The organism is Schaedlerella arabinosiphila (assembly GCF_003885045.1).
In the GTDB taxonomy this organism is placed as follows: Bacteria; Bacillota; Clostridia; order Lachnospirales; family Lachnospiraceae; genus Schaedlerella; species Schaedlerella arabinosiphila.
On record NZ_RHJS01000002.1, the window covers coordinates 678,904 to 695,518 of the forward strand.

The window sequence follows — 16,615 nt, forward strand, 5'->3', positions numbered from 1 at the left end:
TTTTTAGCGGGCGGTGCGGCCGGCATCATCGTTCTCTGCCTGTTGTTTTCTTCTGATCCATGCTTCGTCGTCCTCGTAAAATGGAACCTGTTCAGGATAAGCACGGGCAATCTGTTCTTCGATATGGAAGCTGTTATTTAAAGTGTCATAGAGCAAAAAATCTGCGGTATACAGGATAAACCAAAATCCGGTAAGAGGCAGTAAGACAACAGACCATGGGAGGAAAAGGGCAAGGGCAATCCAATAAAGCATCTGGAGCAGTGCGGTGCCGAGGACTCTGGGAAAATACCGGAGCATGAATAAAAGGCAGTTCCCGGCGCTCCGGAGGAAAGGCTGTTCGAACAGAACGATCTGCGGCCAGATGGTGGAGAAGCACATGGTAACGATCAAGATACTGAATAAATAGAGCGCGATGGTTCCCCATCCGGGAAAGGAAGCAGACCACCAGAACAGCATAGCCATAAAGATATCGAAACCGAGCAGGAGGCAGAATAAGATGCCGGGCAGAATGGCCTGCCGCCAGTTCTGCCGCAGGGCATGTGTATAATCACGGAAGCACCTTAGCTTTGCATCCCGAAAGCCGCGGAAAATGGCGTCATGCATACAGGATAGGGCGGGACCGGCAAAAATTCCGCCGATGATCCCGGCAAAGAGCATAACAAGCAGGCTGGAAGAGAGGATGGCATAGACGCTCCCGATTGCAAAAGGTAAAAAGCCAAGTATAGTCATCAGATTTGTAAACAAATATTTCCTGATATTCCGTTCTAAAACCTCGGTATATCGTGCAAAGCCGGTGAGGCGCTGTCCGGTTGATGCGTGTTGATTTTGATGGTGTAAGAAAGCCATGATAGTTTCCCCCTGGTATTAATTTTGCTGGATATATTGACAGTTATTTAGGAAATCTTTCAGTAATGCGGTAAGATTTCCGTCATAATCTTTTGTACAGGTCAGTTCCGCGCATACCGCGTTTGCGCCGCAGACCCCTAATGCGGATACTCCATGGTCATAGGGTGTGTCTTCTCCGATACAGTCATAGGTGATCAGGGTATAGGACTGGCTGTTGCAGGTGATGGTGTCCGTGGTTTGGATTTTGTATTTGCCTTCGGCAGAAGCAAGCCATGCCTGGCGGCTTTTTTCTGCATCTTTTTCGCTTTTTTCTTCACTTGCAAGAAGGTACAGCTGTGCGTTATAGAGGTCGATCGTTTCTCCCTCACTGTTTTCGTAAGGCACAGGATTACCGGCACCCCATGCGGCATAAAAGAGTCCGTCTGCAGCGAGTACATCCTTATTATCAAGCAAGATAAATTCCTGCGGCGCATTGGCAGTCATAACTGTGCCGATTTCTGTCTGGCCTTCCGGCTGCTTCTGCCCATCTTTGGCAGCCGAAGAAGCGGAAGAACAGCCTGTCAGAGACAGAAACAGACAGCCAAAGAGCAAAGCGGCTTTTTGCTTCTGATTCCGGTATTTTTTTCTCATTTTCTCTCAACCTCCTGTAAGTGTTTGATCCGTCTGTAAAGTATCCCAGATCTGGCTGCATTCTTCTGCATAGAGAGTTTTGCTTCTGCTATAAAAGCAACGCCTTCCAAGGTACAGACCAAAATCCCAGGGGATCACTTTTCCTTCTGCGGAAAAATCATATTCATCCGGACAGCTTCCATCGGGCATGGCCAGTACCTGGAAATCTCTCTGAACCTTTCCGGGATCTTCCATCAGGAAGAAGTAGCTTGTGCAGTCATCAATGTCCCCGATCAGAGCAATCTCGGCTGCCTGCTGATAGGAAAGACTTTCGGCATCTCCTGCGGAGATATTGCTGACAAACTGGTTGATTTTTACCAGTATTTTTCCGTCGTGATTGTAATCTCCCGCCAGAGAGGTGAAGGTGTTTTCGATAGAAGCAGCTATATCCTCCGGCAGAGAATGGTCTCCGATATATGCAATCTGGAGATCTGGCGTATCCCTGAACCACCCAAGGTTGTTTCCGATGATATCGATTCCGATTAAGAACAGAATGACTCCGCAGAGGACATACCATTTGTGATAATACCACCAGTTTTTCATTGACAATCATTTCCTTTCTTTGGCGATGCCGCCCTCTTCTTTTGTAGTGCCGCCGTATGCATAGGATACAGGGAGGCAGACAAGGGGTGGTTTGGTAGACATATGCTCCTGCAACAGAAGCTCCACGCACATTTCGGCAATATCCATAATTGGCTGCACGATTGTAGAGCAGAAGTAATCGCCGTCCCCGAAAGCCCGTATACCGTCAAAACCAATCACCTGTACATCCTCCGGCACCCGCAGATTCATTTTACGGAGTATTTTAATAATCTCATAGGCGATATAGTCCGTCACGCAGAACAGCCCGTCAAATTCCAGCTTTCCGTCAAAAAGATGCTCTCTTAAGAAAACTTCAAACTCGCTTAAAGGATCATCGTCCTGCAGAATCTTCTCTGAGAAAGAAAGGCCTTTTATAAGACAGCCGTTTTCAAAGCCGGCCTTTCGTTTGTTGGGTTCGCTGTCAAGAGAAGAGCCTACGCGCAGAAAAGCAACGTTTTTGCAGCCCAAGTCTGCCAGCTTTGCCGCCGCCATCTGACCGCCGGCAAAATTATCGCTTGCAACACAGGGGATATGTGCTCCCATAGGGCGGTCAATAGATACAAAGGGGATGGTTTCATCCGGATGCAGTTCCGGGTTATAGGTCAGGCCGATGATACCGTCCACTTTGTTCTGCTTTGTTATGGTGAGATATTCCTGCTCCATCCTGGAATCGTAGTCGGTGGTACACAGAAGCATCCGATAGTTTCTCTTCATAAGGGAAGTGTTGATGTGGTGTACCAGCTTTGCAAAAAAAGGATTGGATGTGTTGGGGATCAGCAGTGCAACCGTATAAGTTTTGCTGGCTTTCAGGCCCTGCGCGTAGCTGTTTACATGATAGTCAAGTTTTTGGATTGCTGCTTCCACACGAAGACGGTAGGATTCGCCTACCGGCAATCCGTTGATCACTTTGGAAACTGTACCCAATGCAACGCCTGCCTCCAATGCAACGTCTTTCATAGTAGGAGCGGTATTTTTCCTGCGCATGATGAACACCTCATTTCTCTGTTTCGTGAAATAATTATAATACAAATTCATGCATTTGTAAAGAATAATTTCATGAATTTTCATAAATTTCATGAAACGTTATATGAAGAACTAATATACAAAATGCTTAAGTTTTATTTATTTAATTTTCACAAAAATATAAGAATTGACGGATTTGTGTTATAAAATGGTTGTAAAATAAAATTCAAAGTGATACTATTTTAGAGTAATACATATAACGTTTCACGAAGCCATGGTGAAGAACGTTATGCAGAAGGAACGGCCGGTCTGACTGCAAAGATGAATCCCGGAACGTTGGGAAGTGCTGTTTACATATTATAACAGCTGTGATTCAAAACGGCTCACAGCGTATGGTGCAGGCGCTTTCTGACAGTTCCATAGATAAGGAAGGAGAGATTTTATGGCTAGTTCAAAAAGAACACCTGCTCAGACAGAACAAAAATCGGTATGGGAACGCATGGGCGATCATTGGCAGTTATATCTGATGTTGTCGGTTCCATTGATTTTGACAATTATTTATAAATATGTACCGATGTACGGTATCCAGATCGCATTCCGTGATTACAAATCTGTGCGCGGGATGTGGGGCAGTGAATGGGTAGGCTTGAAATGGTTCCAGCGTTTCTTTAGTTCCCCAAACTGTATCCGGATGATCAAGAACACGATATTGTTAAGTTTCTATAGTTTATTGTGGAGCTTCCCGATTCCGATCATCCTGTCGCTGGCGATCAACCAGCTTAGATTCAAGCGGTTTAAGCGGTCCGTACAGACGATTCTCTATGCACCGCATTTTATATCCATTATGGTTGTCTGCGGTATGCTGCGCATATTTTTAAGTCCGTCGGGCGGTCTGATCAACCTGATTGCCGGAACAGGGATTGACTTTTTATCAGAAGCATCTGCGTTCAGGACCATCTATATTGCATCCGGTATCTGGCAGGATGCAGGATGGGGGATTATCGTCTACATGGCATCTCTTGCAAATGTTGACGTTTCCCAGTATGAGGCGGCGAAGATCGACGGGGCTTCCCTGTTCCAGCGGATCCGGTATATAGACCTTCCGGAGCTGGTTCCGCAGATCGTACTTATGCTGATTATGAGCGCAGGCAACTTAATGAACGTTGGGTTTGAGAAAGTATTCCTGCTCCAGACGGATCTGAATAAGGCTACCAGTGATGTCATTGCGGTATATGTTTACCAGCAGGGTATTGAACATGCCAAATACAGCTATTCAACAGCCGTCGGTCTGTTTAATACGGTAGTCAACGTCATTCTGCTGATTATCGTCAATAAGATAACGAGCAAGATTTCTGAAGACGTAAGCTTTGTATAGGAGGTGCAGCATGGGAAAGAAAAAAAAGACAGGACAGTTGCATGGTTTATCGGACAGGACCAGCGATATTATTCTGGTAGTGATCTGTCTTATTATTGTATTTTTGGTAGCATATCCGCTTTACTACGTGCTGGTTGCTTCTGTTTCCAATCCTTATGACGTATATGCGGGAAAGACGTTCCTGCTTCCAAGCGGGTTTACCCTGGATGGTTACAAGGCCGTATTTGCGGATAAGAGTATTATCACCGGCTTCCTCAACAGTATCAAATATACGGTGGTCGGGACGGTATTTTCCGTAGTGATGATCTATTTATCAGCCTATCCGCTGAGTGTAAAAAATCTGCCAGGACGAAAATTTATCAGTATATTTTTCATTATAACCATGTATTTCGGCGGCGGTCTAATGCCTACATATCTGGTAGTCAGGGACACTGGATTGATTGATACGATATGGGCGATGTTTCTTCCGGGGGGCGTTGCCGTGGGCAATATGATCATTGTCCGTAATTTTTTTGAACACAGTATTCCGAAGGAAATGATTGAAGCCGCGGAGATTGACGGCTGTTCGAAATGGACGACTTTCATCAAGATCGTGGTTCCGTTAAGTAAGTCCATTATGGCAGTTATGGTAGTATTCAGCATGGTGGCCTATTGGAACGACTGGTTTACGGCTCTCATCTATCTGCCGGGAAAGGAAAATGCGCCGCTGCCGCTGGTGCTGCGTAATATCTTGATCAAGAGTTCGGCAAGCGCAAGCCAGGCGGGCATGATTTCAGGAGGTTACGCGGAACTCAGTAAGCTGACAGAGATGATCAAGTTTTCTTCGGTTATCGTGGCGGCCCTCCCGATGCTGATCATCTATCCGTTCGTCCAGAAATACTTTGAGAAGGGTATGATGGCAGGCGCGGTCAAGGGTTAACATATGGTTGGATCAGTTCCGCCCATCCCCGGGGCAATGTATGGCGGGATGGACGGATGGATATGGAATTTTCGGAAAAGGAGATGGGATAATTGAAGAGATGGAAAAGAGTGGTTTCCTGTATGCTGACAGCAGGCATGACGGTATCGATGGCCGCATGTGGAAATAAAGTCGAAAATTATTATGAACCCGGTGTCACCAATACAGATACTTCTCAGACGGATTTTACGATTATGGGAGGAATCAGTGCGCTGAGCCCGGGATATGAAGATAATGAGGTTCTAAACCAGATGCAGGAGGACGCGGGGATTAAGATCAATTGGAATGTAATGAGCGATTCTCTGGCAGAGCAGGTCAATATTCGGATTGCCGGGAGACAGCTTCCAGATGCATTTATGGCAGTCGGATTCAGTAATTATGATATCACGACCTATGGAAGCGACGGCGCGTTCATTGATCTGAGTCCGTACCTGACGGAAGAATATATGCCGAACCTGTCAAAGATACTGGAAGAGAATCCGGATATTCGAAGTGCGATCACCATGAGCGACGGAGGGATCTACGGTCTTCCATCCGGAGAGAGGATGGGAACTGCCGGCATCGGAGCCGGGGAGGATTACAATATCTACCAGTTCCCGCAGTTTGCCATGATCAACAAAGCATGGCTGGATGAACTGAACCTGGAGGTTCCGGAGACTCTGGATGAACTGCATGAAGTCTTGAAGGCATTTGAAGAAAATGACATGGCAACCTACTATGGAAATGAAGAGGGCAGTACAATCCCAATGAGTACTGGGTTTGACCAGTGGTGCTGGGGACAGAATGTGTTCTATGCAGGATTTGGATTTACGAATTGGCCCAATGACGTGATAAATGATTTAGAGTTAAATGCTGATGGGAAAGTGGATTTCGTGTGTGCAGATGAGAAGTATCGGGAGGCTCTGACTTATTTCCATGACTGGTATGACGAGGGACTGATGGATGTCGAGATGTTCAGCCAGGATGACAAGCAGCTGATGGCGAAATGCCAGCAGGGAAAGGTAGGGGTCGGTACCTGGTGGTGGTTTGACCTGTGGGGAGAACATAAGGATGACTATGTATATCTGCCGGTTCTTGACGGGCCGGATGGAACCCACAATGTCACCCTTCGTTCGGCGCCGCCCCTTAGCTGCGGGAACCTGAGCATTACATGCGCATGTAAGAGTCCGGCAAATCTGCTGAAATTTTTCGACCAGTGGTATGATCCGGAAAATGTGATGCAGCTGCAGTATGGCCCGATCGGGACGTACTTTACCGGGCAGGATGAAGATGGAGTATGGCAGAGCATTACGGAAGAAGATGCACAGAAGGAATATGGGAAAAGTGTTGCGGAGCTGAAGGGCGTAAGTGAGGTATACGGCCCGAAGTTGATTTTGAGTAATTATTATGGTTCCACTTTTGCGCTGGAGGATGCCGCGGTTATCCGGCTGACAGATTTGTATGAGACCTGGATGCCTTATGTGGATGAGAAGGCGGCATATCCGACAGACTGTGTATTTACAGAGGATGAGCTGGATGTGATCGACCGCTATAAGACGGATTTTGAAAATGCCGTATCCGAGCAGGAGGGGCTGTGGATCAAAGAAGGCGGACCTACGGATAGTGAGTGGGACGCCTATGTGAAGAAGCTTAAAGATACCTGCGGGATGGAGGAGCTTTTGAAGGTTTATCAGGATGCGTATGACCGCTATATGGAAGCGCGGTAAACCGAAAACCGGGAAATGACCGCTATAGGCAGTTTTATTCCTGCGAAGCAACGAGCCAATTAGATATGCTCGCATGATATTTGGCGACTGCCGCGAGAGTCAAATACCCCGTAACTTGCTGCGGGATATTTGACTGTTACACGGCAGTGAGCCTAATATCCAGGTCAGTATGTATGGATATTGGGCAGTTGGTGGGCGCTTGATTTTTAGAAATAGAGTTTAGGAGGCAATTATTGTATGACGAGCCAGACATTACGTGAAGCACGGAAATATGAAGAGGTATTTGAAAAGACGATAAAGAAAGGGGAACGCCCGGAATTTCATTTGTCTCCCCGTACAGGCTGGATGAATGACCCCAACGGATTTTCCTGGTATAAGGGGCAGTATCACATGTTTTATCAATATTATCCATATGAATCCAAGTGGGGGCCGATGCACTGGGGACATGCGGTGAGCGGAGATTTGCTCCATTGGGAGTATCGTCCGGCTGCGCTTGCTCCAGATGAATTCTATGATATGGAAGGCTGCTTTTCCGGAAGTGCAATAGAGCTTCCGGACGGCAGACAGATGCTCATGTACACGGGCGTTTCAAAAGAACATAAGCATTATAGCACCCAAGGCGAAGAATTGCAGACGCAGTGTATTGCAATAGGCGACGGGATGGATTATGAAAAGTATGAACACAATCCGGTTTTGGATGCAAAGGATCTGCCGGAAGGGTGCAGCAGAGCCGATTTCCGAGATCCCAAAATATGGAGAAAAAAAGACGGAACTTACTGCTGCATCATAGGAAACCGTCCGGCAGACGGAAGCGGGCAGATTCTTTTGTATACCAGTGAGGATGGTTTTCAATGGGAGTACAAGAATATCCTTGTCTCTAATTTTAATCGATTCGGGAAAATGTGGGAATGCCCGGATCTTTTTGAACTGGATGGAAAATGGGTACTGCTTACCAGTCCCCAGGATATGCTCCCGGAAAGATTTGAGTATCATAATGGAAACGGAACACTCTGCCTGATTGGGGACTTTGATGAGGATGCAGGTGTATTTCAGGAAATGCATAACCAGTCGGTGGATTATGGGATTGATTTCTATGCCCCTCAGACGGTGCTCACACCGGACGGAAGGCGGGTTATGATCGGGTGGATGCAAAACTGGGATTCCTGCGGCATCCGTTCGCATGAAGAACCATGGTTTGGACAGATGAGCCTTCCGAGAGAATTGTCAATAAAAAACAACAGGCTTTATCAGAAACCGCTAAAAGAGCTTGATGCGATGAGATGTAATAAAGTAGAATATACAGGTGTAACGGTGGCAGAGACGGTCTGGCTTGACGGAATTAAGGGAAGAAGAATGGATATGCTGCTTACCATCCGTCAGGGAGATCCGCAGGACTTGTACCAGAAATTTGCAGTCCGGTTTGCCCAGAACGAAAGATATCATACTTCACTCAGCTTCCGTCCAAGGGAATCCATTTTAAAAATAGACAGAAAATTCTCCGGCTCCAGGAGGGCCAGTATCCACCAGAGGCGCAGCTTGGTGAATACGTTGGATGGAGAATTGAAGCTGAGGATTATCCTGGACCGGTTCAGTGTGGAGGTCTTTGTAAATGATGGGGAACAGGTATTATCAGCAACGATGTATACGGATCAGGATGCGGACAGGGTGTCATTTTTTGCAGATGGGACTGCCAAGATTGATGTTGTGAAATATGATCTTGCATAGACTGCTTCAAGCAGCTGGTTCATGCTGAAAAGCACGAATTTTTTTGTTTGTTGTTACTATTCACAGCCACTTCACACACATGCGCAAAAACAGCCGGCAAAGCCGTCTGCCGATGCTGCGCATCTTGATTTTTTGCTTATGTGGGTGAAGTGACTGATTCCAGTCATATAAAAATCATCAAACAGCTTCTTACAAGCTGTGCTTGACGAATCTGTCTGCTGATTTTTATATGGCTGTGAATAGTAACTGTTTGTTAGCAATTTGTTAGATTTCCCTTGTATACTGCAGGATATAACGTATCCAGGCGGTCTGACGCCCGGCCGGGGAAGAACTGCAGGCCGGCGGGGCTGTCCGCAGCCGCTGGACTGTTCCGGCAAAAAAAGCGGTGCGCTCCGGATACGGCAAAAGACAAGGAGGGATTTCATTTATGGAGATTGTGAAAACATGCGGATTGAAAAAGTATTTTGTGAACGGAGAGTATGAGGTTCGGGCTCTGGACGGCGTGGACATTTCCATCGAAGAAGGGGAATTTACGGCATTGGTGGGAAGCTCAGGCTCGGGAAAGAGCACGCTTTTAAACATGCTGGGCGGCCTGGATACGCCCACCGAAGGGGACGTGCTGATCCGCGGGCAGAGCCTGAAATCTATGAAAAGGGATGAAAAGACCATCTTCCGGAGACGGAACATCGGGTTTGTATTCCAGCAGTTCAACCTGGTGCCGGTGTTAAATGTCTATGAAAATATCATCCTGCCCCTGCGGCTGGACGGCCTGACCCCAGACGAAGCATTTTTGAAAAAAATCATACAGACCCTGGGGATTGAAGACAAAATGGGGCAGATGCCTTCCACCCTCTCCGGAGGGCAGCAGCAGAGGGCGGCCATCGCAAGGGCGCTGAGTGTAAAGCCAGCCATCATTCTGGCCGATGAGCCCACCGGCAACCTGGATTCCCGGGCCAGCATGGAGGTGGCAGGGCTTCTGAAAACCTGTGCGGTGCATTTTCATCAGACGGTCATCCTGGTGACCCACGATGAGGAAGTGGCTCAGATGGCGGACCGGATACTGCCCATAGAGGACGGGAAGATCGCTATGCGGCACGGCGGGATAGATGCCGGAACTCATCTGGCCGGAAGGGCCGGTGCAAGGGATGCCGGTACAACTGCCGCCAGAGATACCGGCGGTACAGCCTCCCCTGACAGACCGGAAGGGAGGGATTGAGATGCGGATCTTCGGAAGAAACACTCCCAACAACAATCAGGATGCAGTCAGGCTTCTGGCAAAGGCATGCCGGCGGTTTGGCAGAGGAAGAAACCGGCTTCTGGCAGGAGCCTCTGCACTTGGTATCATTGTATTGTGTACGGTATTCAGTATTGCTTACGGGAAAATGGAAGCGGATTATCTGCAGGCGGCCAGAGGAAATGGAACCGTGGCAGCGTCTTCCCTGGAGCGGGGCACGATGGAACAGTACCATGCAATTCAGGAATTGGATTATGTGGACTGCGTAGGCAGAAAGGTGGAGGCCGGTCTGCTCTACAGCGGAAAAGAGGGGATCTCCGGTTTGGAAGTAGTGGATTCGGTAGCCTGGGAGAAGATGCAGACGCCAGCCTATACCCATATCCATGGAAACTATCCCCAGAAGGAGGGGGAGCTGATGCTTTCCGTCCGGGCACTGGAAGCGCTCCATATCTCAGAACCCAAAGAGGGGATGACGCTGAAATTATCCGCAGTGCTTGCCACAGGGCAGAGGGAGGAAATAGATTTTACACTGTGCGGCTGGTTCCGGGAATATGAGGACCCGGGAATTTCTCTGCCTGTGGGCTATACCAGTGAAGCGCAGGTGCAGAAGTGGGGGATGAGCCTGGAGGAGCCGGACCTGCTGCTGATCTGCCAGAAAAGTACCATCGACGGATACAGCGTCGAAGACCGTCTGTATGAGGATATCCAGGTCAGGGACCGGACACAGCGTTTCCTCGGCGGGAACCGGTACGGCTATATTGTGGTAAATGGGTTTTTAGGGGGATACGGGATGGCGGTTTTCTGCGCGGTTCTCGTCCTGGTGGGTGTATTCTTCCTGATCTACAATATATTCGGCATTTCTATGCAGAAGGAGATCCGCCAGATCGGACTTCTGGATATCCTGGGGACGACGCAGAGACAGATCCGCCAAATCTATCTGAGACAGACTGTGTTTACGATATGCCAGGGAACCGTACTGGGAGCTGCGGGAGCAGCCGTCGTGATCCTGTTTTTGGTTCCCTGGGTTCTGGGAAACCTCTACCTCTACAATTTCGGAAAATCCGCGGATCTTATGGTATTCCGTCCGGAGCTGCTTATAGCGTCCGCGGGCTTTACAGCCATCGTCGTATTCGGAGCGGCCGCCTGTACGATTTACCAGGCGGCAAGTCTGACACCGCTGGACGCGCTGCATTACAGGGGCGTTTTGGAGAAAAATACGGGAAAAAAGCGCGGCGGTATCCGGAAGCATACACGCTTTGCACGGCAAAATCCGGTTCTCTATATGGCATGGCAGAATCTGATCCGATATAAAAAACGATGTGTCCTGACGATCGCGTCCCTGTTCCTGGGCGTTGTCACGGCTCTGGGGGCGGTGGTCCTGACGACCGGGATAGATGACACACATTCCATTGAAAAAGACCCGGATTTTTCTATTATCGGGGGCATCGTGTATACTTCCGAGCAGGATTCGGAAGGAAACACGGTGCAAGTTAATGAAAATGACGATTTTTCTCCGATCACAGAGGAGGCAGAGAAGAAGCTGCTTTCGATTCAGGGGATAGAAAAGGAACAGGCGGTGGTGGTGAGAGGCGCCTATCTGTATATGGACCTCCGGGCAGAGGCCCTTGCGCCTTTGATGGAGACGCTTAAGAGCCCGGAAGAAGCGGAGGAGGCCGAGACTCGGGAAGAAGGGCGGGGACTGCCGGCTTCCTGGGGGATTGCCACCGTCCAGATCGTGGACGAGGAATACATCGGGGAACTGGAAGAATATGCGGACAAAAACCGGCTTTCTGTCGATATAGACAGCCTGCGGGATGGAAGGGGAGCCGTCCTGCTCCATCATCATGAATTATCACAGATTTTGAGTGAAGAAGCAGAAGAGACGACGGGACTTCCGGTCACATTCTGGCAGCTTCCTTCCAAAGAAGAAAGGACGGCTTCCTGGGAACGGATGACGGAACCGGAGTATGAGAGCTGGCGGGAGGAAAACTGCCGTATGGCAGAGCTGGAGCTGGCCGGTTATCTGGACACCCAGGCGAAAGGATTTCCAAAACTAAGAAGGACATGGTTCGGCCCGGGGATCAAGTACTTTCTTGTCAGTGAACAGGGATTTGCAAAGCTGGGGACAAAAGAAAAATGTTTCGTCATGGATCTGAATGTGGAACCGGAGCTGGAACCGGCAGCCAAGGCGGCGGTCTGGAAAATCCAGCAGGACGAGAACCAGAGGGACGCGAACCTGGGGCTCGCAGTGAATTGTAAATCGGATACTCTGGCGAGCGCGCAGGGGTATATCCGGACGAACCGCATCATTCTTGGCGCGCTGAGCCTGGTATTGATCCTGATGGGGGTTCTCAATTACCTGAATGTGATCGCAACCGGCATTCTTTCCAGGCAGAGAGAACTGGCGGTGATGGAATGCGTGGGTATGACCGGGAAGCAGGTCAGGTGGATGCTTGCTTTGGAGGGAGGCATTTACTGCATGATCGTCGGAGGGCTGGTGCTGACTGTGGGAAGCGGGCTCCTGCAGACGATCCGGTTATATATGGAAAACCGGATCGCGTATTTTAAGTTTCTCTATCCGGGAATGGAAACCGGATGCATTCTTGCAGCGCTTTTCGTTGTCTGTATCTGCGTCCCCCTGTTCATGTACGGACGGATGGAAAAAAGAAGCCTGACTGCCAGGACAGCGGAAGAATGAGGAGGCGCGGCGGCGCTGCCGATGAATGGCAGCGCCGTACCGGGAGGTTATGAGGATGCAGTCATCCTTCTATCGTATGCGCGATATAGGTCAGATGGTCGCCTAACCGTTCCAGATTGGACACCAGGTTGATATAGACGCTGCTGCATTCCGGTTTGCATTCGCCGGAATGCAGCCGTTCCATGTGCCGGTTCAAAAGCTTTTTGCGGAAGGCATCAATATCCTGCTCCGCCTGGTCGATCTGGGCAAGCAGCCCTTCATCCTTTTCCAGGATCAGCCGTTTGGTCAGCGCATACATTTCTTCCAGCCGCTGTACCATGACGTCAATCTCCGCCTTGACACTGTCGGAAAAATGAAGGTCATGCCGGATGGATCTCTGCGTATACTTGGTAAAATTATCCGCGATCTCGGCGATCCTCATAACATCTCCCACGTTGTTGTGGAGCGTGGAGATATTTTCCTCATCGGACAGCTTGCTCTGGGCGGACAGCCGGATCAGATAGTTGACGATGGTATGGTAAATGCCGCCTGCCTGGTTAATCAAATCCTGGCTTGGTTCGATCAGGCTTTTATCCTTCTTGTAAAAGGAGCGGTACGCCGTCCGGAATGCATCCATGGCGGTGTCGGATAAAAGGATCATTTCCTTTTCCAACTGGGAAATGGCGATGGAAGCAGAGGACAGCATCCTCTCGTCCAGGTAGGTCACTGCGGTTTCCGCCTTCTTTTCCGGAATCAAAAGCTCCGATATTTTCACAAATATATTGCAGAACGGCAGAAACAAGATGGTGCAGGTTAGGTTGAAAAAGGTGTGGAACATGGCGATTTCTGTCGCCGCTGATCCGAACCATGTACGGAAGGTGTCATTCATAAAATCCGGCCAGCACATCAGCAGGATGAAAAAGAGGACCGAACCGAAGGTATTGAACATCAGGTGGATCAGCCCCGCCCGCTTCGCATTGGCGCCGGATGTGAAGGAGGACATCAGCGCGGTCACGCAGGAGCCGATGTTCGTACCCAGGATGATGAAGAGAACCTCATTGCCGCCTGTGCCGATGGTCAGCCCGGCCACCGACATGGCAATGATCACTGAGGTCGTCGCGGAGCTGGACTGAACCAGGGCCGTGAGAAAAATGCCGATCCCGAATAACAGGAACGGGTTCGTGACCACCTCAAACATATGCTGTATGGCGTCCCGGTTGTACTTCATGGCGTCCGACATCAGGGACAGGCCGATGAAAATGAGGCCCAGGCCGGATAAAATGAATCCGGTCTTCTGCAGGTTGTCGCTTTTGCAGGCCATGCTCATCATCATGCCGATGAATACAAAGATCTGTATGTAGGTCGTCACCGGAAATGCGCTCAGCGCGGCAATCTGCGCGGTGATGGTGGTTCCGATATTTGCCCCCATGATCATGGCCGCGGCCTGGTGCAGGTTCATGATCCCTACGTTGACAAAGCCCACGATGAGCACGGTGGTCACGCCGGAGCTCTGGATCAGGGCGGTGGTGGCGGCGCCGATCCCTACATTGACCAGCCGCCTGTCCGCTGTTTTTTCGAACAGATCCTTGATTTTTCCTGTGGCAAGCTGCTCGATATTGGCGGTGAGAAGGTGTACTCCGACCAAAAATACGCCTGTCCCTGCAAGCAGCCTGACTGTAAACATGATCAACTCTCCAAAAGTCATCTTCGTTCCCTCCATCTGCCTCCCGGAAGCCCTGTGCGTTCGGATTCGCGGGAGCGCTCTTTCTTCCTTTGTATACCTGCAGTGTTTTTCCGGCATAGCGTAAAAGAAGCGAGACAATGCCGCGATATATACAACAGCAAAGTCTCGCTATTTCATCACAGAGCCGGATTCGAAAATCGTACTGACGACTAAGTAAACACAGGATGACCTGTGCAAGCTACTCCCTTTGTTGTGTATAGTATATAGGTTTTGGGAGGGGTTGTCAATCCATCTTTTGTTACGATTCACAGTCATTTCGCTTACATGCGCAAAAACAGCCAGCAAAGCTGTCTGCCGGATTCTGGAAGCAAAACTGAACCGGTATGGTACGCGCTTTACAATTGAAAACATCATCGGAACATTAAATAATATGGAGGTCACAAACATGGAGGATATGTGCTATATGTCCACTTATGAAAATGCAAAAGTCTGTACAGCCTTAAATGCGGTTTTTGATCTGGGACTGGACAAAAAATACTACCAGCCAAAGGATTTGAATAAAAAGATAAAAAAATTTCGAAGTAACTGTTCCATACAACATTTATAAACTAACCAAAAGGGGCGCAACCCTTGTAAACTCAAGGGATTGCGCTATTTTGCTTTTTTGTAAGTGTTAAAGACGGGGTCAGTTTTATGGTTTTTATTCCGTTTCATCTCTTTGCAGGCGTCTGCGAAAATCCTCAGGAGTAAAGGTAAATGTTTTTTTGAACAATTTAAGAAAGTAATTTGTATTGGAATACCCAACATGAAAAGCAACCTGGGATATCGGGATGGAAGGGTTCTTTAGCAATTGGATAGCGCGATTCATGCGGATATCCAGCAAAAGTTCGGAAAATCCTTTCCCGGAATGTTTTTTCAGTAAGCGGATAATCTGCCGTTCACTATAATTATACTGGGAGGCCAGGCGAGAGAGCGTTATAGTCTGGCAATGTACATGCATGTAATTCAGCAATGCCTGAAAAAGTCTGTCTGTGCTACTGATGATGGGTACAGAAAAGACAGCCTCCTGCTCATGGTGGCGCATTAGGATGAGAAAAAACTGCATCATCAGTATTTCAAGCATTTTTCCACTATATTTCTTTTGAACTTTCCATTCTGTAAATGCTGATATTACGATGTCTTTCAGTTTGGTATCTCCCATGCAATGCCATATGATACATCCATCCCCAAAATTGTAGAGGGCATTTGAAAAAATAGCTGAAAGATAATTATTATTATTTAAAAGCTGGAAGAAAGCAGTATCAAATGTTGTTATACGTATAAAAAAATCAATGATGACGCTTTGAGCATTTTGCGAATCAAAGCAATGGACAAACCCCGGAGGACAAAGAATGATATCACCGTCCTGCAAAGGCAATCTTTCATCCTTGGTAATCATGGAACTCCCACTGCCTGCCAGTACATAATTCAATTCTATGAACTGGTGGGAATGGAGAATGAACGGCATATAGCGGAGGTTTTGTCGGATTGCAACATTTTGATCTTGCGGGATAAAAAAATCCTCGTTCAAATAGTAAGAGGTTCCTTCAAGGAAAAAGGGGACTTTTGGAAAATACTGTTTCCACATCTTACTCATCAGATTTAAAAGATGTTCATAAGCAGTCTCGTCTTTATCAGACGAGCCGATAACTCTTAGACGATATTCAGGATAGCTTTTTAGAAAATTTAATAAAAATTTTTCGGCATCATTTAACTCTGTCAGCGAGGATAGTATTTCAATATGCTCTTTTTCCATAGTATTCCTTCCTTGTCAGAAAACCTATTTTCAACTTTAATTTAAGTGTATCATGTTCTTTATCAGATGTCATTTTATTTTAAATATATGTCAGGAATATAATGACGTTTTATGGTACTATTGTTACATCAAATAAATAGAAGATGAAAACAGGGGGGGAAGCTGACAGGTGAAAATCAAGATAGCTTTATGAAAAGAATTGATAATCAAAAGGAAAAGGAGAAAAACATGGAAGAATTACAGAAGTGCCTGTTTGCATGGGCTCCTGCGGCAATCCTCATTATTCTTATGATTGGATTTAAAATGGTATATCAGTATGATGAAGAGGAACCGGAGGTCCTGGCAGAGTTGGCGCGCAGAAAGCAGGCTGGAAATGAAAAGATAGAAGGAAGAGGATAATA

The 16,615-nt window shown here is 48.0% G+C and carries 13 protein-coding genes and 1 pseudogene; 8 read left to right on the top strand and 6 right to left on the bottom strand.

What is annotated here, in order from left to right:
- Window positions 1-3 precede the first annotated feature (3 nt).
- The 4 genes from EBB54_RS03645 to EBB54_RS03660 all read right to left on the bottom strand — a co-directional run bounded on the left by EBB54_RS03645 (window position 4) and on the right by EBB54_RS03660 (window position 3,081).
- Window positions 4-744 (bottom strand): hypothetical protein, encoded by a 741-nt coding sequence (locus EBB54_RS03645; protein ID WP_148099334.1) that lies wholly within the window; start codon window positions 742-744, stop codon window positions 4-6.
- A gap of 120 nt (window positions 745-864) precedes the next feature.
- Complete coding sequence (locus tag EBB54_RS03650) at window positions 865-1,476, bottom strand: hypothetical protein (RefSeq protein WP_125126396.1); 612 nt, start codon at window positions 1,474-1,476, stop codon at window positions 865-867.
- A 6-nt stretch (window positions 1,477-1,482) separates the two neighbouring features.
- On the bottom strand, window positions 1,483-2,058 hold the full coding sequence (locus EBB54_RS03655; protein WP_125126397.1) for a hypothetical protein: 576 nt from the start codon (window positions 2,056-2,058) through the stop codon (window positions 1,483-1,485).
- 6 nt (window positions 2,059-2,064) lie between these two features.
- On the bottom strand, window positions 2,065-3,081 hold the full coding sequence (locus EBB54_RS03660; RefSeq protein WP_016297437.1) for a LacI family DNA-binding transcriptional regulator: 1,017 nt from the start codon (window positions 3,079-3,081) through the stop codon (window positions 2,065-2,067).
- Window positions 3,082-3,502: 421 nt separating this feature from the next.
- Here EBB54_RS03660 and EBB54_RS03665 point away from each other — a divergent pair, with 421 nt between their 5' ends.
- From EBB54_RS03665 to EBB54_RS03690, 6 genes are all read left to right on the top strand, one after another.
- Entirely contained in the window at window positions 3,503-4,435 is a 933-nt protein-coding gene (locus EBB54_RS03665; RefSeq protein ID WP_016297436.1) for an ABC transporter permease, read from the top strand.
- Between the two features lie 10 nt (window positions 4,436-4,445).
- Entirely contained in the window at window positions 4,446-5,354 is a 909-nt protein-coding gene (locus EBB54_RS03670) for a carbohydrate ABC transporter permease (protein WP_016297435.1), read from the top strand.
- A 92-nt stretch (window positions 5,355-5,446) separates the two neighbouring features.
- Window positions 5,447-7,099 (top strand): type 2 periplasmic-binding domain-containing protein, encoded by a 1,653-nt coding sequence (locus EBB54_RS03675; RefSeq protein ID WP_125126398.1) that lies wholly within the window; start codon window positions 5,447-5,449, stop codon window positions 7,097-7,099.
- A 237-nt stretch (window positions 7,100-7,336) separates the two neighbouring features.
- Window positions 7,337-8,824 carry a glycoside hydrolase family 32 protein gene (locus tag EBB54_RS03680; RefSeq protein ID WP_125126399.1) on the top strand — a complete coding sequence of 496 codons (1,488 nt, stop codon included), beginning with the start codon at window positions 7,337-7,339 and terminating at the stop codon, window positions 8,822-8,824.
- A 427-nt stretch (window positions 8,825-9,251) separates the two neighbouring features.
- On the top strand, window positions 9,252-10,040 hold the full coding sequence (locus EBB54_RS03685) for an ABC transporter ATP-binding protein (protein WP_125126400.1): 789 nt from the start codon (window positions 9,252-9,254) through the stop codon (window positions 10,038-10,040).
- A complete protein-coding gene (locus EBB54_RS03690; protein WP_243127506.1) occupies window positions 9,970-12,756 on the top strand; it encodes an ABC transporter permease in 2,787 nt (928 codons plus the stop codon). The genes EBB54_RS03685 and EBB54_RS03690 overlap by 71 nt, the downstream gene beginning before the upstream one ends.
- Window positions 12,757-12,817: 61 nt before the next feature.
- Here EBB54_RS03690 and EBB54_RS03695 read toward each other — a convergent pair whose 3' ends face one another.
- Complete coding sequence (locus tag EBB54_RS03695; protein ID WP_243127507.1) at window positions 12,818-14,455, bottom strand: Na/Pi cotransporter family protein; 1,638 nt, start codon at window positions 14,453-14,455, stop codon at window positions 12,818-12,820.
- Window positions 14,456-14,768: 313 nt separating this feature from the next.
- Here EBB54_RS03695 and EBB54_RS03700 point away from each other — a divergent pair.
- A pseudogene (locus EBB54_RS03700) lies at window positions 14,769-15,026 on the top strand (hypothetical protein); the annotation flags it as partial.
- Window positions 15,027-15,119: 93 nt separating this feature from the next.
- On the opposite strand, the gene EBB54_RS03705 reads toward EBB54_RS03700, so the two are convergent.
- Complete coding sequence (locus EBB54_RS03705) at window positions 15,120-16,214, bottom strand: AraC family transcriptional regulator (RefSeq protein ID WP_125126402.1); 1,095 nt, start codon at window positions 16,212-16,214, stop codon at window positions 15,120-15,122.
- A gap of 189 nt (window positions 16,215-16,403) precedes the next feature.
- Here EBB54_RS03705 and EBB54_RS30055 point away from each other — a divergent pair, with 189 nt between their 5' ends.
- On the top strand, window positions 16,404-16,613 hold the full coding sequence (locus EBB54_RS30055; protein WP_162307074.1) for a hypothetical protein: 210 nt from the start codon (window positions 16,404-16,406) through the stop codon (window positions 16,611-16,613).
- Window positions 16,614-16,615 lie beyond the last annotated feature (2 nt).

Excerpts from the sequence above, each read along its gene's own strand:
- EBB54_RS03650 (WP_125126396.1), bottom strand. The coding sequence starts at position 1,476 with ATGAGAAAAAAATACCGGAATCAGAAGCAAAAAGCCGCTTTGCTCTTT.
- EBB54_RS03655 (WP_125126397.1), bottom strand. The coding sequence starts at position 2,058 with ATGAAAAACTGGTGGTATTATCACAAATGGTATGTCCTCTGCGGAGTC.
- EBB54_RS03660 (WP_016297437.1), bottom strand. The coding sequence starts at position 3,081 with ATGCGCAGGAAAAATACCGCTCCTACTATGAAAGACGTTGCATTGGAG.
- EBB54_RS03665 (WP_016297436.1), top strand. The coding sequence starts at position 3,503 with ATGGCTAGTTCAAAAAGAACACCTGCTCAGACAGAACAAAAATCGGTA.
- EBB54_RS03670 (WP_016297435.1), top strand. The coding sequence starts at position 4,446 with ATGGGAAAGAAAAAAAAGACAGGACAGTTGCATGGTTTATCGGACAGG.
- EBB54_RS03680 (WP_125126399.1), top strand. The coding sequence starts at position 7,337 with ATGACGAGCCAGACATTACGTGAAGCACGGAAATATGAAGAGGTATTT.
- EBB54_RS03685 (WP_125126400.1), top strand. The coding sequence starts at position 9,252 with ATGGAGATTGTGAAAACATGCGGATTGAAAAAGTATTTTGTGAACGGA.
- EBB54_RS03690 (WP_243127506.1), top strand. The coding sequence starts at position 9,970 with ATGCCGGTACAACTGCCGCCAGAGATACCGGCGGTACAGCCTCCCCTG.
- EBB54_RS03695 (WP_243127507.1), bottom strand. The coding sequence starts at position 14,455 with ATGGAGGGAACGAAGATGACTTTTGGAGAGTTGATCATGTTTACAGTC.
- EBB54_RS03705 (WP_125126402.1), bottom strand. The coding sequence starts at position 16,214 with ATGGAAAAAGAGCATATTGAAATACTATCCTCGCTGACAGAGTTAAAT.
- EBB54_RS30055 (WP_162307074.1), top strand. The coding sequence starts at position 16,404 with ATGAAAAGAATTGATAATCAAAAGGAAAAGGAGAAAAACATGGAAGAA.